The organism is Williamsia sp. Y844 (assembly GCF_056786475.1).
Map to the genome: position 1 here is coordinate 442,298 of NZ_JBXCJB010000001.1, position 20,360 is coordinate 462,657.

Consider the following 20,360-nt stretch of genomic DNA (forward strand, 5'->3'; position numbering starts at 1 on the left):
GGACACCGCCCACGCCTCCCCCATTCGCCCCTGACGTCACCTTCTCCACGTCTACGACGTCGACTTTCACCGAAAGACAACAGATATGGCTATCAATCTCGAGCTTCCCCGGAAGCTGAACGCGACGGTCGATCAGGCCCACCAGGCCGCTGCCCAGATCTTCCGGCCCATCTCCCGCAAGTACGACCTGCGTGAGCACGACTACCCGGTCGAACTCGACACCCTCGCCAGCCTGTACGACGGCTTGTCCGAGGCCGGCGCAGCAGGCGCGGGCGCCGACGGCGGCCGCAGCCAGAAGAAGGACAAGAAAGAACTCCCTGCGGGCGCGGTTGTCAACGGCGGCAACATGCAGTCGGTGCTCAATGCACTCGAAACCTGCTGGGGCGACGCCGGAATGATGTTGACGATCCCTTACCAGGGCCTGGGCAACGCAGCGATCGCCGCAGTGGCAACCGATGAGCAGATCGCCAAGTTCGGCAAGGTGTGGGCCGCGATGGCCATCACGGAACCGAGTTTCGGATCCGATTCGGCCGCCGTGTCCACCACGGCCACCCGCGACGGCGACGACTACCTCATCAACGGTGAGAAGATCTTTGTCACGGCCGGCTCACGCGCCAGCCACATCGTGGTCTGGGCAACGGTCGACAAGAGCCTGGGCCGCGCGGCCATCAAGAGCTTTGTGGTGCCGCGCGAGAGCGAAGGCCTCACAGTGGTGCGCCTCGAGCACAAGCTCGGCATCAGGGTTTCCGACACCGCCGTGTTGCGCTTCGACAACGTCCGGGTGCCGGCCGAAAACCTGCTCGGTTCACCGGAAGTCGATGTCAAGAAGGGCTTTGGCGGGGTCATGCAGACCTTCGACAACACCCGACCACTGGTGGCCGCGATGGCCGTCGGTGTCACCCGCGCCGCACTCGAAGAGCTGCGCAGGCTGCTCGAAGAAGCCGGCGTCGAGATCGACTACGACAAGCCGGTCAACAACCAGCACGCCGCGGCCGCCGAGTTCATCCGCATGGAGGCGGATTACGAAGCCGCGTACCTGCATTCGCTGCGGGCAGCCTGGATGGCCGACAACAAGGAGCCGAACTCCAAAGAGGCTTCGATGTCCAAGGCCAAGGCCGGTCGCACCGTCACCGACGTCACCACCAAGACGGTGGAACTCGCCGGCACCTTGGGCTATTCAGAGCGGCTCCTGCTCGAGAAGTGGGCCCGCGACTCGAAGATCCTCGACATCTTCGAGGGCACACAGCAGATCCAGAACCTGATCATCGCCCGCCGGGTTCTCGGCAAGAGCAGCGCCCAACTCAAGTAGGCACCCGGCGAGCTCACCACTCGCACATCAGAGAGTCCCGCGGCATCGAGGGGTTGCCTGCGGGGCTCTCTGCGCTCTGGGGCCCAACGACTTTCGGCGCTGTGACCGAATCCGGCATACCCGGCGCCATAATTGTGTTCCCCGTCACAATCTTCGTTCAATCAGGCAATTGAAATCGACGCGTTTTCTCCCGACTGACCTGCGCGGACCCAAACCGCATGCAGCACTGGTCTTTTAGCGCTGAAACACCACCAGCGTGACCTTTCCGTGATCCACCCGTACTGTCGCCAACGTGCTCAGGACGACCTGGGCATGTCAACGGAAAATCACCGATCCCCTGCTGCCCGAAATCCGGGGAGCTGCGGTGCGAGGAGGAAACCAATGACCGATATTCGTAAGCTTGCCGTCCGGACCGCTGTGACCGGCGCGCTGACCCTGGCGCCGTTGGGCGCTTTTGCCGCCAACGCCTCAGCGGAGGGTGAGCACAACTGGGACGCTGTCGCCCAGTGCGAGAGCAGCGGCGACTGGGCGATCAACACCGGCAACGGCTACTACGGCGGACTGCAGTTCTCCCAGTCCACCTGGGAGGCCAACGGCGGTGTCGGCAGCGCCTCCGACAACAGTCGCGAAGAACAGATCCGCGTGGCCGAGAACGTCCTTGCCACTCAGGGTGCCGGCGCATGGCCGGTCTGCGGACAGAATCTCTAAGCCTGAGCAGAACTGTGGGTCACCGCCGGAGCCGAACGCCTGGCTCCGGCGGTGACGATCACCCGGTGTACGAACTCCAGTTTGCGGACCACCGGCTCTGAGATCGTGAACGGGTACAGATCGCCCTTGCCCATCGACTGGTTGATCCGGTTGAACACGTCGGACAGGATGTGCCAGTCCCCGAGCAACTCGTCGATACCGGCACCCGAATAGTCAGTGCGGGGTACGACATCGGCCGCCGGCTTCCACCGCACCCGGTCGGCGTGCACGGCCAACCCGGATTCGGATGCCGTCGCCAACGTGTCCGTGATGTGCAGGTAGTGGGCAAAGCATTCGGCGAAGTCCTCCCACGGATGCATCGTCGCGTACTCGGAGATGTACGACTGCTCCCAGCCCTGTGGAGCCCCAAACCTGTAGTGCCGGTTCATCGCATCGGCGTAACTCGTTCGCTCGTCCCCGAAGAGGGTTCGGCATTCGTCGATCATCGGACCGTTTTCCACCAAGATGCTCTGGTAGTAATGGCCGACCTCGTGGCGGAAATGGCCGAGCATCGTCCGATACGGTTCACCGAGGCGCACCCGCAACGATTCTCGGTGCGCGTCAAGTGATTCAGCGAGGTCGATGGTGATCACACCACCGGCATGCCCGATCACCACCGGGGTACCCGACGTTCGGCTCGAGAGCAGATCGAAGGCCAGTCCACCGTCATGTCGATAGTAGGGCTCAACCGGAAGGTTCAGGTCGAGCAACTGAAAAAGCAACCGGCGCAATGACTTCGCCGTCTGCGCCAATTTCTCCAGAGCCAGGGTGTCGTCGGCGTCCGGCCGAGTGCGGATGAAGGATCCAGCAAAACACTGTCCACTGCCGGAATCGTCGGCAACGAGCCAGTTGCACTCCCACGCCCAGTTCGAGCATCGCAACAGTCGGGTGCCGTCGACCGTGACCGAGTCACCGGGGATGGCAACAAGTCGCATCGAGGGCAGGTGGAACGCCAGCGGTACCTGACAGGTGGGGCAGCTCTGTGCCTCGAACGGGGCTGGTCCCCCGCACTCGGGACAGTCGAAAGCACGCATATCCACAGCCTGGCACACCGTGTCCGGTTTGGTGCGGCACATCGACGATCACAACGTGAACATCAACCAAACCACCGCAATCATCGACGGGCTGTTCACCCCGCAGGTGATCTGCGGTGTCGGACGCACCGAATCCGAACTCGCCACCGCCGTCGCCGGCGTGCGGACGCTGCTGGCCTTCTACGGCTCCACACCGGCCTATCGGCCCGTCCCGGAGGTGGCCGGATGCCCGAGCTCCAGGGCACACTCCAAACGCTTGCCAGGACCGGTGACCACCCGCGGATGTTCGACCTCATCGACGACGACGGGTCAGGACCTACCCCCGGAACACCGGCGAGACCTGGTCGACGCACTCCACAACGGTTGGTCCCGGCTGCAGAGGCCTACAGATCAGTCCTCGTCGTCGATCACGTGCACGGCGGCTTCTTCGGCCGAGGCCGCCCCGCCATCGATACCGGCGTCGGTCGCCACCCGTTCCTGGATGTCGTGGACCGCGGTGCCTTCGTCGGGGGCGACCAACCGTCCGGCCCGCCGATTTCCGACCTCATAGTCAACGGGGAACTCCGGATCCGAATCGAACTCGTCACTGCGCCAGTCTTCTTTTTGCTTCTCCGGCTGGTAGGCCTTCGAGGCGGGATCGGGCTCTTCCTCGGCCAGATGTTGGGCCAGACTCTCACCGGCGGCCTGTTCGGCGGGGGTCAGACCGAACTTGTCCGTCCCCAGCGGTCGTTCCGGCGGTGAGTAGCCCTCATCGAGGATGTCGTCGACACCGCGGTAGTCGAGGGTGTCTTCAGGCTGGAGCTGATCGTCCTCGTCCAGGCTGTACTCGCCGGTCGAACCTTCCGGCGTGCCGTCAGGAATGTTGGTCATCTACCCACGATGCCACCAGGATCGGCGCCGCGCATCCTTCCCACCGATCGCGCTCCGCAAGCAGCGCGGTCGCGAAAAGAATGCGCGCTTGGAAATGCAACGCAAGAGGCCCTCGAGACATTGTCTCGAGGGCCTCTTGACCTTCGTAGCGGGGACAGGATTTGAACCTGCGACCTCTGGGTTATGAGCCCAGCGAGCTACCGAGCTGCTCCACCCCGCGGTGTGAATACAACGTTACAGGCCAGTGCATCTGAAACCAAATCGCCTTATCTACCAACGTAAGAGGCCCACAACCGTGGCGGCGGTGATACTCGACTGATGCTCGATGAGTACCTCGTTCCCGCCTGCGCCGGTGTTGCTGCCGGCCTGGGTGTCGCCATGCCATTGGGCGCGGTCCGGACAAAGCAAGAGGCCCTCGAGACATTGTCTCGAGGGCCTCTTGACCTTCGTAGCGGGGACAGGATTTGAACCTGCGACCTCTGGGTTATGAGCCCAGCGAGCTACCGAGCTGCTCCACCCCGCGGTGTGAATACAACGTTACAGGCCGGTCCTTCCAGCTCCAAATCGCCGGCCTGTAACGCGCATCACCTGCCTTGAACTGCGCGAACGCTAGCTCGTGGGCAATGCCTCATAATCTGAAATGGCCGCCTGCAGATCAGACTGCGCCTTTCCGTAGGCGGTGAAGTCGCCCGACTTCATCGCCTCCTCCATCGCACCGATCGCCGTATTCATCCGATTGACGACCGCATCGCGCTCGGGTGAGGCAGGAACGGCTCCCTGAGTGTTCCCCGGCGCCGGTGTCTGCTCCGGCGTTGCCGATGTCTGTCCCTCCGGCTGCGGAGTGGTCGGTTCGACGTCGGCCTCGGATATGTCGGCCACCGACGACGGATCGATCCCGACGCCCCTGAGGGCACCGGCAACCGTCGGTGCGTACCCGATCTTGTTGTTGTACCGAACGATCACCCTGAACAGTCGCGGGAAGGTACCCGCGGTGCTCTTCGCCTGGGCGTACATCGGGACCACGCTCAAGATGCCGTTGTCGCCCACCGGCAATGTCAGCAGGTTGCCGAACGTGACATTCGCGGTGTTCTCGAGGTTCTTCCGACTCTCGGCGACGCGACCATCGGTCTCCATCGCACTGAAAACCTGTTTCGGACCCTCACGTTGGGTATTCGCCGGCAACGTCTTGATGGTCATCTGCCCATAGTTCTTGGGATCAGACGAGACGGTCAGATAGGCCGACAGGAACTCCTGCTTCAAGACGTTGAACACCGAGGTCAACTGGAACGACGGTTCCTTCGATTCCGGGTCGGCCGCGACGAAGTAGTACGGCGGCTGATCGAGGCCCTGCGTGACGGCCGCGCTGTCGGTTGGATCAGCAGGCACCGACCAGAATGCGTCGCCCTGGAAGAACGTCTGAGGGCTGTCCACGTGGTACTTGGTCAGCAGTGACCGCTGGATCTTGAACAGATCCTCCGGGTACCGCACATGCTCGCTCAAACTGACGTTCTTGTCGAACTCGGCGCGCGACTCGACGGAGTCGGGGAAGACCTTCATCCAGGTCTTGAGTACCGGATCCTGTTCGTCGAACTGGTAGAGCTTGACCTCGCCGGAATATGCATCCACCGTCGCCTTGACGGAGTTGCGTACGTAGGAGATCTGCTTGTTGACCTGTGATCGACCCGTCTGGCCCTGATTCAGTTCCTGCGCATCAGAAGTCGCATCGTCCAGCGACATCTTCTGTGCGTACGGGTAGGCATCGAGGGTGGTGTAACCGTCGACGATCCACTTGACCGAACCGTCCGCCATCACGGCGGGATAAGTCTTGGAATCGACGGTGAGCCACGGCGCCGCCTTCTTCACCCGGTCGCGAGGGTCACGGTTGTAGATGATTTTCGAATCTTTGTTGATCGCACCGGACAGCAGGATGTTGCGTTCGGTGTATTTGATCGAGTACGCCATCCGATTGAACCAATTCGACAGCGGCACACCGGCATCACCCTGATAGGTGTATGTCGAGTCGGCCGTGTCGAACTCCCGCGCCTGGCCGTTGTCCGAACCGACGATCGCGTAATCGGGGTTGACCTTGGCGATGAGCTCGCCGAAGTAGATCCTCGGCTGGGAGACCTGGATCGGGGCGGTCTTCTTGTATTCCTCGGTCTGGTAGTTGGTCAGGTCGCTGACGTAGAACACCGGCTCGCCGCCACCGCTGGTGACATCGTTCTCGTTCGAAACCGCTTCGTTGACGGTGTTTGCCGGCGCGGCGATGAATCCCTGGCCGTGGGTGTACACGGTGTGCTTGTTGAGCCAGTTCTGCTGGTTTGCCTCGAACTTGCTCGGATCGAGCTCTCGCGCCGCGACCACGAAATCGCGCAGCTGACCGTCGACCGTGTACCGGTCCAGAGCCAGTTGACTGGGGAATCCGTAGAAGTTCTGCTGCCGCTTGAGCTGGGTGAATGCCGGCGACACGATATTTGGATCGAGGATTCGAATGTTGGACAGGGTCGGCTCGTCCTGATCGACCTGCGTCTGGTTGACCGGCTGGCCGGTCCAGTTCTCTTGGTAGTTGATCTTGTCCGCACCGATGCCGTACGCCTGCTCGGTGGCCGTGATGTTCCGGCTGATGAACTCGGCTTCTTTTTCTGCCGCGTTCGGCTTGACCGAGAACTGTTCCATCGCCGCGGGCCAGCCGACACCGATGACCAGTGCCGAGAGCAGCATCATCGCGGTTGCCAGTGCCGGGATACGCAGATCCCGCAGCACCACACCGGCAAAGAATGCCAGTGCACAGATGATCGCGATCGCCATCAGGATCAGTTTCGACGGCAGCACCGCATTGATGTCGGTGAAGCTGGCGCCGGTGAAGATCTCCTGCTTTCGGGTGCTGCTGAGCAGGGTGTACCGATCGAGCCAGTAGGCAACCGCCTTGAGCAGCAAGAAGGTTCCGGCGATGACCGCGAGCTGGACGCGGGCCGCGTTGGTGAGCGATCCCCCACGTCCGGCCAGGCGGATCCCGCCAAAGATGTAGTGGGTCACCAGGTTCACGATGAACGCGATCACCACGATGACGAACAGGAAGTTCAGCACAAACCGGTAGAACGGCAGATCGAATGCGTAGAAACCGACGTCGAGTCCGAACTGCGGGTCCTTGATCCCGAACGACTCACCGTGCAGGAACACCTGGATCGTCGCCCACGAACCCTGTGCCACCAGACCGGCGAGAAGACCGACCAGGACGGACGGGATGATCGCGAACCAGCGGATCCGGCTCATCACGACCGTGCGGTAGCGGGCGATCGGATCTCCCGGCCCGCTGGTCGGCACAAAGACCGGCCGACTGCGGTATGCGAGCCAGAGCGCGCCGAAGACGATCAGACCGGCGATGACGGCACTGATCGCAAACACCGCGATGCGCGTCCAGATGATCTTGGAGAACACCGACTGATAGCCGATGTCGTCGAACCACAGCCAGTCGGTGTAGATCGAGATGAACCTCGGACCCACCAACAAGATCAGCAGTACGGCTACTGCGACTGCGATGAGCGCCTTGCTACGTCGCGACAGCGATGGCATCGCTGCCGGACCCCGGATTCCCACGTGAACTACTCCCAGCTTTTTGCCGGACGCACCGCGGCCGGTCCTTGACGAACACTTTACTTATCGAAAAACCGCAGTCGGCAGGTGGTTATAGCCGGGGGCTACTGCGGGCGGCCCGCAAGTACTGTGCATTCGCTTAGAACACTACCTATCCCTGCGCAGACCGGCTTCGACGGCGAACTTCCGACGGTTTGTGTGGTTCTTGTCACTGCCAACGGACGACCCACCACACCGGTTCCCGAGGCATTGCATAAAAGCCCCGTCGGCAATGCGACTATGGAGTTGTGACCGACTCGCAGCCACCCATCCTCTCCCCTGATGCCTTGGGCAGCGCGATCCGCGAGGTGATCGAGTTCGTCGATGCCGCCGGCTGGGGACAACCTCCACAGCTGTTCGCCCTCGTGCCCACCGCGCTGCTCGCCGACACCCAACCCGACTGGGTCGACGACCACGACACCTCCGAGTTGACGCTCATCGAGCAGGAGCCCCTGCCGGTCTCCCCCGAAAGCGGGATGGCCGAGCTCGAACACGTCCTGGCCACCACCAGCTGGCCGTCCGAGGTCGAAGGATGTGCGCTGGTCCAGGAGATCATCGTGTTGCCGCCCGAGGCGCAGCACGACCTCGACGACGCCGTCGGGCCCCTGGTGTCCGACCCCGATTCCGGCGATCACGTCGCCCGCAGCGCTGCCGAAGCCCTCCCCGACAGCCGGACCGCACGATTGGCTGCCGCGGTCCTCCGCGACGGCCGGTCTCTGTGTCTGCTGCAACTGGCACCGGACGACGACGAACAATCTGACGGTCCGATAGAACTGCTGCAACATCCGGAGCTGGCACCGAATCTGGTTGCCGCACTGGCCGCGACGCTCGAAAACGTCCCGTTCGACGACTGATCGGTCAAACATCGTCCCCACCAGCGGTTCGGACGGTAACGGGTTCGGAGGGCAACACGCCCTCCGGAGCCCGTCAGGGGCCTGATCCGGGCCCGAATCCGATCAGCAGGTCGGCGGGGTCCTGCCGGCGTCGATATCTGCCAACGCGTTGATCGCGTCGGGGAGGGTGTCGACCTTGACCAGGGTCAATCCATCCGGGGCATCGGTCTTGGCTTCGGCGCAGTTTCCGGACGGGACCAGGAACGCGGTGGCGCCGGCATCTCGCGCGGCACGCATCTTGTGGAGAATCCCGCCGATCTCCCCGACATCGCCCGACGAATCGATTGTGCCGGTGCCTGCGATGAACTCGCCGCCGTTGAGCTCGCCGGGACTGAGCTTGTCGATGATGGCCAGGGTCAGCATCAGGCCCGCCGACGGTCCCCCGATGTCGCCGACATCGAAGTTGATGTCCAGGTTGGGATCACCATTTTGTTCTGACAACGTGATCCCCAGAATCCCCTTGGTCTCGTCTTTGGGATCCGGCTGCAGCGTCACCGTCTCGGTCACGGGCTGACCGTCGCGGATGAGGTCGAGGGTGACCGGGGTTCCCGGCGGAATCTCGGCGAGCGCCTCACGCAGCGCCACGGACGTGGCGACCGAGGTGCCGTTGATCGCAATGATCTCGTCACCGGACTGCAGCTTGCCGACGGACGGGCCGTCTTCGGCGACACCGGCGACCTCGAGGTCGATGGGACGGTCGAGATAGTCCAACGCGGCGATGGTGGCCGAGTTCTCCGACCCCGTCATCTGCTGGCGGTTCTCTTTGTCGACCTCTTCGTTGGACCTGCCCGGCGGATAAACCCGGTCACGCGGCTGCAGTTCGTCGTCGCCCGACACCCACAGGCCGATCGCCTGGAACAGGGTCAGGCCGTCGGTCACCGACACCGTCGTGAGGTTGAGGTTGCCTTTGGTCGGATCCAGATCGGCACCGGTGATGTTCACCACCTCGCGGCCGTCCACGGATCCCAGGGTGTTGACGGTCGGACCCGGACCGAGCGCCACAAAGGGCACCTTCACGAGAGTTCCGATCAGGACGAACACGATCAGGAATGCCATTGCGACCAAGAGGGTGACAATCCGCCGGTATCCCGGACCGATTCTGAGGGACTGCAGTTTCACCAGCCCAGCGTAGAGGGTCGGCGCCCCGGGACCCCGCCCCACCGGGCCGCCGGTTGACCGGCTGCCCCGGTTTCGCGCAGAGCTGATCATGACGTTCGGGGTACCGACCGATTCGCCGGTACCGTGGAGGCATGAATGACTTGCCCTTCGGTTTCTCCCCTTCGTCCGGCGACGACGGGGATGGTGATCCTGGCAAGAAGCCCGGTGACTTCGATCCGAACCAGCTCGGCCAGATGCTCTCGCAGCTCGGGCAGATGCTGTCGGGCATGGGCGCGGGCATGGGTTCAGGTGGCACCGGCGAACCGGTCAACTACCAGGTCGCGACGAGCCTTGCCCGCCAGCAGATCGGCAAGCACTCCCCTGTCAGTCAGGGTGAGCTGTCGGCGATCACCGACTCCGTGCGCCTGGCCGAGGTGTGGCTCGACAACGTGACCACTCTGCCTGCCGGGGTCACCACCACCGAGGCGTGGACGTCCGTCGACTGGCTCGAGAAGACGCTGCCGATGTGGAAGTCGCTGTGCAATCCGGTGGCCGAACAGATCGCAGGCAGCTGGTCGACGAACCTTCCGGACGAGGCGAAACAGTTCGCCGGTCCGATGATGGGCATGGTCAGCCAGATGGGCAGCATGGCTTTCGGGACCCAGCTGGGTCAGGGCCTCGGCCAGCTCGCCAAGGAGGTCCTCACCTCCACCGACATCGGTCTTCCGTTGGCGCCCACCGGAACCGCGGTTCTGCTGCCCGAGGCGATCAACGCCTTCAGCGAGGGCCTCGAACAACCAAGCCAAGAGATCATTGTCTTCCTCGCCGCCCGCGAAGCCGCGCACGTCCGGCTGTTCTCCCACGTGCCCTGGCTGCGCCAGCGACTGCTCGCGACGGTCGAGGAGTACGCCCGCGGGATCAGCATCGACTTCTCCGGCATCCAGGACGCGGCCGCAGGCATCGACCCCGCCACCCTGCTGTCGGATCCGAGCAAGCTCGAAGAGTTGATGTCCGGTGGCGCGGCGTTCGAACCGAAGACCACCCCGCAGCAGCAACACGCGCTCACCCGCCTCGAAACGCTCCTCGCATTGATCGAGGGTTGGGTCGAAACGGTCGTGTCCCAGGCACTTTCCGATCGGATCCCGTCGGTGGCCGCACTGACCGAGACCATGCGTCGCAGGCGCGCCACCGGCGGTCCGGCCGAGGAGACCTTTGCCACGCTGATCGGACTGGAACTGCGCCCGCGCAAGCTCCGCGAAGCCGCCGACCTGTGGCGCAAGCTGGCCGAGTCCTCAGATGTCGAGACCCGCGACGGCGTCTGGGCACATCCGGATCTGATGCCCGATGCCGATGATCTCGATCATCCCGCTGCTTTCATCGACCGGGTGATCGGCGGCGGCAGCCACGCGTTCGACGATCCGATGGCCCAGCTCGAGAAGACCATCGCCGACGAGGCCCGCAAGCGCGAAGAAGAAGGCAAGGGTCCGGCAGACGGCGACACCCCCACCGCCTGATGGACCGCCAATCCTGATCAAACGCCGACAGGCCGCGTTTCGGCTGGTCCCGGCCCCGAAAACCTGTGGATAACCCGCCGCTGACGGGCGCCCGGACCGTCACCGGTCTGGTTCGGTGTTGCCATGACACTCGCGCCTTTGCCGCTGCTCCGCGCCGGAGCGGTGATCTTGCTCCGGCCCGGCGGCCGTATCCAGGTCGGATACGACCCCGACCGGGCAGTGATCATCGACCCGCCCGCACATGTTGTCCCGGACCGGCTTGCTGCGCTGTTGCGGTCGTTGACGGGTCCACAGCCCCCCGAGGACACCGCCGCCCGGGCAGCGGCGGCGGGACTGACGGCCGACGAGGTCCGCGAGCTGCTCGATGCGCTGGTCGACGCCGGTACCGCCCACCACAGCAGATCTGCGATCACACCGATGCAGATCAGGATCCATGGTGCCGGCCCACTCGCCGACGCAACGGCGAACGCGCTTGCCCAGCCGGAGTTCTCGGTTGTGCAGTCGGTCCGGCGGCCACGATTGTTCGACGGCGAGGTCGATCCGATCACCCACGAGGACCGGATGGTCACCTGGGCCACGGATCTGGTGATCCTGACCGACTTCCTCAGTCACGATCCGTGGCTGGTGTCGTGTCTGATGCGGCACCGGATCCCACACCTGATGGTCCGTCTACGCGACGGGACCGGGGTGATCGGTCCGATGGTGTTGCCCGGGCTGTCGAGTTGTCTGCACTGTGCCGACCATCACCGCCGCGATCGGGACCGGGACTGGCCGATCGTCAGTGCCCAGCTTCTGGGTCAGAGCGGCTGGGCCGGGTCGGCAACGATCGCCGGAACCGCCGCGATCGTGCAGGCCGAGGTCGAACACGTGGCAGCGGCAACCCGTCCCGATCGGCGCGGCACCCAACCGCTTCCTGCACCGACCAGCCTCGACGCCACCATCGAGTTCCGTGCGGACCCGTCATCGCTTGTCATCCGGGGCTGGTCACCACATCCATTGTGCGGCTGTCGGCTACCGCAATGAACCAACAGTCGTCAACTAAGCTCGGGTCCATCGGAAAGGGGAAACTCAATGGCTGAGATCACACGCGGCGGGGCGCGGCGAAACGCCAAGCTCGCCGCGCTTCCGTTAGGGGTGGCGGGACGAGCAGCATCGGGCTTCGGTAAGCGGCTCGCAGGTGGGGACAAAGACGAGATCACCGCGGACATGATGGAAAAGGCCGCGCAGCAGCTGTTTGCAGTACTCGGCGAACTCAAGGGTGGGGCGATGAAGGTCGGGCAGGCGCTCTCCATCATGGAGGCCGCGATTCCCGAGGAGTTCGGGGAGCCCTTCCGCGACGCGCTGACCAAGCTGCAGGCCGAGGCACCGCCCTTGCCGACCGACAAGGTGCACGCGGTCCTGGACAACCAACTGGGCACCAAATGGCGTGAGCGGTTCAAGGATTTCTCCGATGAACCGGCCGCGTCCGCGTCGATCGGCCAGGTACACAAGGCGATCTGGCACGACGGACGCGAAGTGGCCGTCAAGGTTCAGTACCCGGGCGCGGATCACGCGCTCAAGGCCGACCTGAAAACGCTGTCGCGGATGACCGGCCTGCTCAAACGACTCTCCCCCGGCACCGACGTGAAGTCGATGATGGATGAGCTGATCGAGCGCACCGAGGACGAGCTCAACTACACCCTCGAGGCGAACAACCAGCGGGCCTTTGCCAAGGCCTTTGCGGGCGACCCGAACTTCGTGGTTCCGCGCGTAGTTGCCTCTGCGCCGAAAGTTGTTGTCTCCGAGTGGATCGATGGCACACCGATGTCGAAGGTGATCAAGAACGGCACCGTCGACGAACGCAACGACGCCGCCGCCAAGATGACCGAGTTCGAGGTCAGTTCGCCCAGTCGCGTCGGTTTGGTCCACGGCGATCCACATCCGGGCAACTTCCAGTTCCTCGCGGACGGCCGTATGGCGATCCTCGACTTCGGCGCCGTTGGCCACTACCCGGACGGACTGCCTGCGGCCACCGGGCCGATCCTTCGTCTGTGCCGCGACAAGAAATACGACGAGCTCAAAGAAGAAATGGTGCGCGCGAACTTCATTCAGCGTTCACACCAGGACAAGGTGACCCCCGCCGACCTCGAGGCGTATCTGCGCCCGTACGTCGATCCGCTCTACAGCGAGTCGTTCCACTTCACCCGGAAATGGTTGCAGCGCGCCGCGGGTGCCGCCTCCGACCCGCGCGGTGACGTCTACAAGACCTCACGAAACCTGAACTGTCCCAAAGAGTTTGTGATGGTGTTCCGGGTGCTCGGCGGATGTGTGGGCATCGCAGCCCAACTCGACGCCGAAGCGCCCTACCGCGCCATCATGGAGAAGTGGGTTCCCGGCCTGACCGAATAGGGCTTACACAGCAAAGAGCGGGCGGACACAAGAGTTCTTGTGCCCGCCCGCTTTTCGCATACGGAAGGGGAATTGTCATGCCGCGGCCTGATTCTTGCGCGGTCGGCCACGAGGACGCTTGCGTGCGATGACGACGCCCTGATCAAAGATCTCGCCACCCCAGACGCCCCACGGCTCGGCGCGTTCGAGCGCTTCGGCCAGGCATTCGCGCCGCAGCGGGCAGTCGATGCACAGCGCCTTGGCCTGCTCGAGTTCTCCAGGGTTCTCAGAGAACCACAGGTCGCTGTCCACCATCTGGCACGGAAGCTCCGTTTTGGATGCATCCAGTGCGAGTCCGCAGGCCCCGATACTGTTGTCGCCGGACCTGTTGTCACGGTATGACTCGAGTAACTCGGTCATTGGGGTTCCTCCACTGTCGAATGTGCTGCTCGGATTGATTTGGGACCCGGGCCTCGACTGTGGTGGAACAAGCATTGTTCTCAGATCACAAAAGAGGCCACGGTTTCGCTGTTGCGATTCGCCGTGGCCTCATCTGGAGTCTGAACTGTGTCAGATCTCTATTCGTTGAGAGAACACGGGAAACGCGTGGCGGGCTCGGCGACGGACTGCTACCACCGTCGGCGGCATGAACGCCGGAATTGCTGCTGTCATAGCCAGGAATTCCGGCTTGATGGCGGCGGCGTGCGCAGTATGAACAGCCTTCGGGCGGGCAGCGAGGGGCGGTTCGCGATGCCATGAGGCACATGCCGTGACGGCATGGTCGACTGCTCTCTCGGCGTTGTAAAAATCAATCATCGAACCTCTCCTCTCCTGCTCCTCTGCGCGACCGCAGTCGCGCATGGTGTTGTTCGCTGTGTCACACAATGATGTTGTCCACAGTAGGGGCTGCCCAGAAAACGCACAACCTATTTTTGACCTGCGGTTTTCCCACCCCGGACAAGCGTGAGGATGTCTTCCCCGTATTGATCGAGCTTCTTCTGCCCGATCCCCTGGATGCCGACCAATGCCGTGACATCGCCGGGTTGCTGTTCGGCAATCGCGATCAGCGTGTTGTCGGTGAACACCACGTATGCGGGAACCTTTTGCTCCTTGGCCCGTCCGCTGCGCCACTCCTTGAGCGCGAGCAACAACCCTTCGTCAAGGTCTGAGGGGCATCGTTCACATCGCCCCAGCAGCGTTGCGGTCTTGCCCAACAACGGTTTTCCACAGACCCGGCACTTGGGGCCGGAGCGTGTTCGTTTGGGCTCGGCGATCTTCGAGGCCGGCGAATCGTCGGGTACCAGATTGATCACAAAGCGAGAGCGACGCCGAGAGGCCCGGCCACCCTCGTTCCGCGACAACGCCCACGACAGCTGCAGGTGCTCCCGCGCACGGGTGACACCCACGTACAGCAGCCGACGTTCTTCTTCGATGGCGTCGTCACCTGCCTTGATGGCCTGACTGATCGGCATCGAGCCGTCGACCAGGCCCACCAGGAAAACCGCATCCCACTCCAGGCCCTTGGCGGCGTGCAGTGAGGACAGCGTCACTCCCTGAACCGTCGGTGGATGCCTGGCCTCGGCTCGCGCGGCGAGCTCGCGGGACAGCTCGGTGAGGGTCAGGTCGGCGTTCTCTGCCAGCATGTCCTCGGTCATCGTCACCAGCGCCCGCAGGGACTCCCAGCGCTCGCGGGCCTGTGCACCGGCGGGCGGCTCTTCGGTCAGGCCCAGTGGGACCAGGATCGCCCGAAGGAGCGTGAGCGTCTGCGCTTCGGCGGGCAGATCATCGCGCTGTGCGGTCTGGCTGACCGCCCGCATCGCCTGCCTGATCTCCGACCGCGAGAAGAACGCCTCGCCACCTCGCACCTGGTACGGGATGCCTGCGGCGGTCAGCGCCTGCTCATGTGCCTCGGACTGGGCGTTGATCCGGTACAGGATCGCGATCTCCGAACCGGGCACACCGGACTTCATCAACCGTTTGATCGAGCGGGCGACGGCTTTCGCCTCGGCCGGTTCGTCATCGTATTCGGCGAAGTCGGGTTGCGGACCGGGATCTCGCTGCCCGATCAACTGCAGGCGCGTGCCTGCGATCCGCCCATGCGCGGCCCCGATGACGCTGTTGGCCAGCTCCACCACCTGCGGGGTGGACCGGTAGTCGCGCTCGAGGCGGACCACCGTCGCGTCCGGGAACCGCCGCGAGAAATCCAGCAGATAACGGGGTGTGGCCCCGGTGAACGAGTAGATGGTCTGGTTGGCGTCACCGACCACGGTCAGATCGTCGCGTGGCCCCAGCCAGGCGTTGAGCAGCGACTGCTGCGCCGGGGTGACGTCCTGGTACTCGTCGACGACAAAACAGCGGTAGCGATCCCGGAACTCCTCGGCGATCACCGGATGATCGTCGAGGATGGCCCGCGTCATCAGCAGCAGATCGTCGAAGTCGAGGAGCTGATCGCCCGCCGGAGAGACCTTCGCCTGCTCGTAACGCTCGTAGACCAGTGCCACCTGCTCGGCCGGGATGGGTGACTCACGACGGCTTTTGGCCACCGCCGCCGGGTAGTCCGACGGCCCGATCAACGAGCCCTTGGCCCATTCGATCTCCGAGATGAGATCGCGCAACGATTCGGTGGTGGTCGGCGCTCCGACGGCCCGCGCCGCGCGGGAGACCACGGGAAACTTGTTGTCGAGCAGCTCCCACTGGTTTTCACCGATGGCCTGCGGCCAGAAGTACCGCAGCTGACGCATTGCGGCGGCGTGGAATGTCAACGCCTGCACCGCATTTCCCTGTCCGGAGATACCCAGGGAACGGAGTCGGGTGCGCATTTCACCGGCGGCGCGTGAGGTGAAGGTGACGGCCAGGACCTGACTGGCCCGCACATGCCCATCGCCGACCAGATGCGCGATCCGGCGCGTGATGGTGCGGGTCTTGCCTGTGCCTGCGCCGGCCAGGACACAGACGGGCCCGCGGGGTGCGAGCACAGCGGCCTGCTGCTGCGGGTCAAGTGAGGCATCCATGGCGATCAGTATCCCAACGGCCACCGACAGACGTTCGGCCGGACGGTCTCGCACCAACTCGACCCGGCTCAGCGGGGACATCAGCCGGCTCCGCCGGGGACATCAGGCCGGCTCCGCCGGGGACATCGAGGTGGGTACGGGAACACCGTCGGCCCTCGTGATGTTATGTATGCGTGACTACCGACAACGCTGCTCTGACCATGTACTCCACCACCTGGTGTGGATACTGCAAACGCCTCAAGATGGGCCTGAAGTCTGCCGGTATCGAGTGGGTGGAGATCGACATCGAGCAAAATCCGTCGGCCGCCGACTTCGTCGGCAGCGTCAACGGTGGCAACCACATCGTTCCCACCGTCAAGTTCGCGGACGGCAGCACCGCCACCAACCCGACGGTGGCCGACGTCCGCAAGAAGCTGGGCGTCTGAAGAAGCCGGACGCGGTGGTTCAGCGCACCCCGGTTGCCGGGGTGTAGGCCCAGGCCCGGATCAGCGCGCTGGCGATCGAGATCGATCCCGGCAACCGCAACCGCGCGTTGTCGACGATCGGGTCTCCGTCCGGACTCATCCAGTCCTGCTGCGCCTCAATCGCTTCGATCACCTCTGCCCGACCGAACCACTCGGCTGCCGCGATCTCACCGTCGATGAAGTCGAGTGGTTGGTCCGGGTCTGCGGTGACCTCGAAGCCCACCATCAACGAGCGCGGGAACGGCCAGGGCTGCGATCCGATGTACTGCGGATTCCAGCAGTCGAGACCGACTTCTTCGTGGACCTCGCGGAGCACGCACTGCTCGAGTGATTCCCCGGGTTCGACGAATCCGGCGAGCGTCGAGAACCACCGGTCGGGCCATTGCTTCTGCCTGCCGAGCAAGATCTGATCGCCGCCATCGTGGACAACCGTGATGATCGCGGGATCTGTTCGAGGGAACTCCTCGCGGCCACTGATGATGTTGCGGCGGGCCCAACCGCCCTTGATCGGCTCGGTATGAGCACCGTCGACCGGCGAAAACCGGGCCGTGTCATGCCAATTGAGGACACCGAGTGCGGTCGAGAGAATCCCGGCCTCGTTCGGTCCGAGTAGCTGGGCGCCCCGCCGGGGATCGTCCTTCGGACCGTCGATGACGTCGAACCGCATCGCCCACATGTCGTGACCTTCTTCGGGATGCAGTCCGAGGAACACCGCTTCCGGCGGCGGTTCGTCGCCGACGTCGAGCGCCATGATCCAGCCGAGACCGTCCTCCCCCACCGGATAGCGCCCCGAGGGGTCGATCTGCAGCAGAAGTGCCCGCGCCCACCCGTCCTTCAGTCGCTGATGGTCCTCGCGGATCTCGTCGGCGCGGTTGTATACCGCCCGCGACAACATCGGGGGCTGTTCGAACTCAAAGCGCCGCACTGGTTTCCCTTCTCGAATCCCACTGTTCGATCCTCACCGCGCCAACCAGGGTGACCAGCGACGCGGCGGACCGTTCGGCACCGGTCGCCGGTGAGGACCACCCCCACCCTAAGCCTGGATCCGGCTTCTTGAGTGGCACCACTGGCGAACGGCGACTGCGGTGCATATTCGATGACCGGCTGAACCCGCCGCGCCGACTCCTCGTCGCCGATGCCGGCACCGCCGACTGCCAGGAAGACTCCGGTTGTGAACCGACCCGTCCCGGTGTCCATCGTCACCGGCAGCGAGGTCCCGTCAGCGAGCAGCACGGCGCCGACCACCGGAAAGATCTGGCATCGGCACGCAGTGGATCAGGAGCTCAGCCGGTTTCCCCTGCGCCAGACGGCGCGGGTGTTGAGCGTGTCGCTGATGGTGATGGTGGGATCGCCGTCGACCAGCAACAGGTCGGCTCGCAGACCTTCGGCAATACGGCCACGGTCGGTGAGGCCAAATCGCTTGGCGGTGGTCGCGGTGGCGGCGGTGAGCGCCTGCGCCGGGGTGAGGCCGGCGCGCACCAGGTACTGGAGCTCGTGATGAACGCTGGCGCCATGCGCAAGTCCGCCCAGAAACGGCAGTGGGACAGACACATCCGTGCCGGCCAGGATATCGACGCCGGCATCGTGCAGTACTTTGACCGAGGTCAGGACATCGTCGATATTGCCTTGGGGGTAGGTGTTGAAACTCGATCGCAGCGTGGCGTCCCATGCTGCATCGAGACGCGAGCCCACCCGTGGGTCGTCGGCGAGTTCCTGTCCGGTGATACCGATCAGCGAGGCGTTCAGGACAACGCAGGGGACGACAAACGCGCCGCTGTCCTTGATCGCGCTGATGATCTCGTCGGTGTGGGGCCGGTCCATGAACAGATGCGCAAACCCGTCGATGCCGGCGTCGATGGCCATCCGGGTGGCGTCGATGGTGAGGGCGTGAGCGATGGTGAGCATGCCATGTTCGTGTGCCGCCGCGACACCGGCGTTCAGTGTTTCCTGATCGAGCATCGGGATGCCCGGGTGTCCTTCCACGGACCCGTCATCGACCATGAATTTGATGTAGTCCGAACCGTCGGCGATTAGTTCGGGGATGACCGCTCGCGCTTCCTCTGGGGTGCTGACGTTGGCCGGTACCGGCCGTGGACCGCTCGGCGCCGGCGCCCCGGGAGGCGGACCATGGTGGAAGTCCTCGGGGAACAGCTCGTCGGGGTGGCCGCCGGGAGGGGTGAGCGCAAATCCGGACGAGCGGACGTCGGCCACCGAGTCGTCGTCGGAGATCTCGGCGCGGCGAGCGGCGGTATTGGCGCCCTGCATCTCGAGTTCGGTGGTGACCCCGAATTGCAACGCCAACCCGAGCGCCTCCCTGCTGGTGTGTACGTGGGCGTCGATGAGGCCGGGTATCAGTGTCGCTCCGTCGCCGGGTACGACATCTGCTCCGGCCGGGACGTCGATGCCGATACCGATGGCCGTGATCAGGCCGTCTTCGATCAGCACTGTGCGGGCACCGAGTGTCTGTTCCCCATCGAAGATCTTCGCGTTGGTAATTGCCGTGACAGTCATGGTCTGGGTTCCTCGCGCTGGAAGTCGGGTGTTCGTCGGTTCCCCGGAAAGGCATCGACGAACATGTTCGTCAGCGACTGTAGCCGATCACGAACACGTTCGCTACGAATGCGTTCGTTCGTACCTGTCTGCTCGCAAGCGGGGCACGAACGTGTTCGTTACTGTTGTCTGTCATGAGCAACCCGCCCCGTAGTCGTAGGGAACGCCCCGCCAAGCCGCCGTTGTCCAAGGCGGCCATTGTCACCGCGACCATCGCGATCATTCGCGATGAGGGACTGGAGAAGGCGACGATGCGTCGGGTGGCGCAGGCCCTGGATACCGGACCGGCGTCGCTGTACGTCTATGTGGCCAACACGGCTGAATTGCGTTCGGTGGTGTTGGACGAACTCACCGGAACGCTGCCCGAGGATCAACCCGGTCGGTGGGATGAACGTCTGGAAGCGCTTTTGCAGGCATATGGCGAGGTGCTATTCAGCTATCCCGGCCTGGCACGTTCCGCGATGGTGTTGCGCCCGATGGGCAGCAACACCATCGCGTTGGTGGATCGGTTGTTGGGGCTGTTGCTCGAAGGTGGAATCGCTGTGGAACGGGCCGCCTGGGGAGTTGACCTGTTGATGCAACTGGTCACTGCCGCCGCTGCCGAACACACTCCACCCAGCGCTGATGACATCGATTCGCGCTCCAGCGCGGAGAAGCTGGTGGCGTTGGAATCCCGTCTGCGGGAGGCTGATCCGCGCGAGGCACCTCACGTCGCAGCGAATGTCGATGCCTTGATGTCGGGGACTCCGGCGGGCCGGATGGCCTGGGCGATCCGGGCTCTCGTCGCCGGTATCGCGGTGACTCCTACCACCGCGATGCCGTCCTGATGTCCGGCCCCCGGCGCCCCAGGTTGCCGACATAGCACTTTGG

Annotated in this window: 16 protein-coding genes and 2 tRNA genes; 8 read left to right on the forward strand and 10 right to left on the reverse strand. The window is 64.0% G+C overall.

Annotated features, from left to right (window positions below; genetic code table 11):
- Positions 1 to 85: 85 nt before the first annotated feature.
- Complete coding sequence (locus AC1TQG_RS02140) at positions 86 to 1,309, forward strand: acyl-CoA dehydrogenase family protein (protein WP_482135305.1); 1,224 nt, start codon at positions 86 to 88, stop codon at positions 1,307 to 1,309.
- A gap of 381 nt (positions 1,310 to 1,690) precedes the next feature.
- On the forward strand, positions 1,691 to 2,017 hold the full coding sequence (locus tag AC1TQG_RS02145; protein ID WP_482135306.1) for a transglycosylase family protein: 327 nt from the start codon (positions 1,691 to 1,693) through the stop codon (positions 2,015 to 2,017).
- Here the strand turns inward: AC1TQG_RS02145 and AC1TQG_RS02150 are convergent.
- From AC1TQG_RS02150 to AC1TQG_RS02170, 5 genes are all read right to left on the reverse strand, one after another.
- A complete protein-coding gene (locus tag AC1TQG_RS02150; protein WP_482135307.1) occupies positions 2,014 to 3,090 on the reverse strand; it encodes a zinc-binding metallopeptidase family protein in 1,077 nt (358 codons plus the stop codon). The two genes, AC1TQG_RS02145 and AC1TQG_RS02150, sit on opposite strands and share 4 nt — an antisense overlap.
- A gap of 390 nt (positions 3,091 to 3,480) precedes the next feature.
- Positions 3,481 to 3,960: a DUF5709 domain-containing protein gene (locus AC1TQG_RS02155; protein ID WP_482135308.1), complete on the reverse strand. Its 480-nt coding sequence runs from the start codon at positions 3,958 to 3,960 to the stop codon at positions 3,481 to 3,483.
- 146 nt (positions 3,961 to 4,106) lie between these two features.
- Positions 4,107 to 4,180 (reverse strand) — tRNA-Met (locus tag AC1TQG_RS02160).
- 229 nt (positions 4,181 to 4,409) lie between these two features.
- Positions 4,410 to 4,483, reverse strand: a tRNA-Met gene (locus AC1TQG_RS02165).
- Positions 4,484 to 4,569: 86 nt separating this feature from the next.
- The gene (locus tag AC1TQG_RS02170) at positions 4,570 to 7,557 is read right to left on the reverse strand and encodes a UPF0182 family protein (protein WP_482135309.1); all 2,988 of its coding nucleotides are present in this window, start codon (positions 7,555 to 7,557) and stop codon (positions 4,570 to 4,572) included.
- A gap of 284 nt (positions 7,558 to 7,841) precedes the next feature.
- Here AC1TQG_RS02170 and AC1TQG_RS02175 point away from each other — a divergent pair, with 284 nt between their 5' ends.
- Positions 7,842 to 8,447, forward strand: a complete 606-nt coding sequence (locus AC1TQG_RS02175; protein ID WP_482135310.1) for a PPA1309 family protein — start codon at positions 7,842 to 7,844, stop codon at positions 8,445 to 8,447.
- A gap of 102 nt (positions 8,448 to 8,549) precedes the next feature.
- Here the strand turns inward: AC1TQG_RS02175 and AC1TQG_RS02180 are convergent, their stop codons facing one another.
- Entirely contained in the window at positions 8,550 to 9,605 is a 1,056-nt protein-coding gene (locus AC1TQG_RS02180) for a YlbL family protein (protein WP_482135311.1), read from the reverse strand.
- A gap of 131 nt (positions 9,606 to 9,736) precedes the next feature.
- On the opposite strand from AC1TQG_RS02180, the gene AC1TQG_RS02185 reads away from it, so the two are divergent.
- The 3 genes from AC1TQG_RS02185 (at position 9,737) to AC1TQG_RS02195 (ending at position 13,486) form a co-directional block, all read left to right on the forward strand.
- Entirely contained in the window at positions 9,737 to 11,098 is a 1,362-nt protein-coding gene (locus tag AC1TQG_RS02185; RefSeq protein ID WP_482135312.1) for a zinc-dependent metalloprotease, read from the forward strand.
- A 123-nt stretch (positions 11,099 to 11,221) separates the two neighbouring features.
- Positions 11,222 to 12,121, forward strand: a complete 900-nt coding sequence (locus tag AC1TQG_RS02190) for a hypothetical protein (RefSeq protein WP_482135313.1) — start codon at positions 11,222 to 11,224, stop codon at positions 12,119 to 12,121.
- Positions 12,122 to 12,169: 48 nt separating this feature from the next.
- Entirely contained in the window at positions 12,170 to 13,486 is a 1,317-nt protein-coding gene (locus AC1TQG_RS02195) for an ABC1 kinase family protein (RefSeq protein ID WP_482135314.1), read from the forward strand.
- A gap of 75 nt (positions 13,487 to 13,561) precedes the next feature.
- On the opposite strand, the gene AC1TQG_RS02200 is transcribed toward AC1TQG_RS02195, so the two are convergent.
- Together AC1TQG_RS02200 and AC1TQG_RS02205 are read right to left on the reverse strand one after the other, a co-directional pair.
- Positions 13,562 to 13,885 (reverse strand): WhiB family transcriptional regulator, encoded by a 324-nt coding sequence (locus tag AC1TQG_RS02200; RefSeq protein WP_482135315.1) that lies wholly within the window; start codon positions 13,883 to 13,885, stop codon positions 13,562 to 13,564.
- Positions 13,886 to 14,391: 506 nt separating this feature from the next.
- Positions 14,392 to 16,476: an ATP-dependent DNA helicase UvrD2 gene (locus tag AC1TQG_RS02205; protein ID WP_482137230.1), complete on the reverse strand. Its 2,085-nt coding sequence runs from the start codon at positions 16,474 to 16,476 to the stop codon at positions 14,392 to 14,394.
- 200 nt (positions 16,477 to 16,676) lie between these two features.
- Here AC1TQG_RS02205 and AC1TQG_RS02210 point away from each other — a divergent pair, with 200 nt between their 5' ends.
- Entirely contained in the window at positions 16,677 to 16,901 is a 225-nt protein-coding gene (locus tag AC1TQG_RS02210) for a mycoredoxin (RefSeq protein WP_482137231.1), read from the forward strand.
- Between the two features lie 19 nt (positions 16,902 to 16,920).
- Here AC1TQG_RS02210 and nudC read toward each other — a convergent pair whose 3' ends face one another.
- Positions 16,921 to 17,865, reverse strand: coding sequence for an NAD(+) diphosphatase (nudC, locus tag AC1TQG_RS02215; protein WP_482135316.1), 945 nt, complete (start codon positions 17,863 to 17,865; stop codon positions 16,921 to 16,923).
- A 350-nt stretch (positions 17,866 to 18,215) separates the two neighbouring features.
- The gene (locus AC1TQG_RS02220; protein WP_482135317.1) at positions 18,216 to 19,451 is read right to left on the reverse strand and encodes an amidohydrolase family protein; all 1,236 of its coding nucleotides are present in this window, start codon (positions 19,449 to 19,451) and stop codon (positions 18,216 to 18,218) included.
- 173 nt (positions 19,452 to 19,624) lie between these two features.
- On the opposite strand from AC1TQG_RS02220, the gene AC1TQG_RS02225 reads away from it, so the two are divergent.
- Positions 19,625 to 20,317, forward strand: a complete 693-nt coding sequence (locus tag AC1TQG_RS02225; RefSeq protein ID WP_482135318.1) for a TetR/AcrR family transcriptional regulator — start codon at positions 19,625 to 19,627, stop codon at positions 20,315 to 20,317.
- The last annotated feature ends 43 nt before the right edge of the window (positions 20,318 to 20,360 follow it).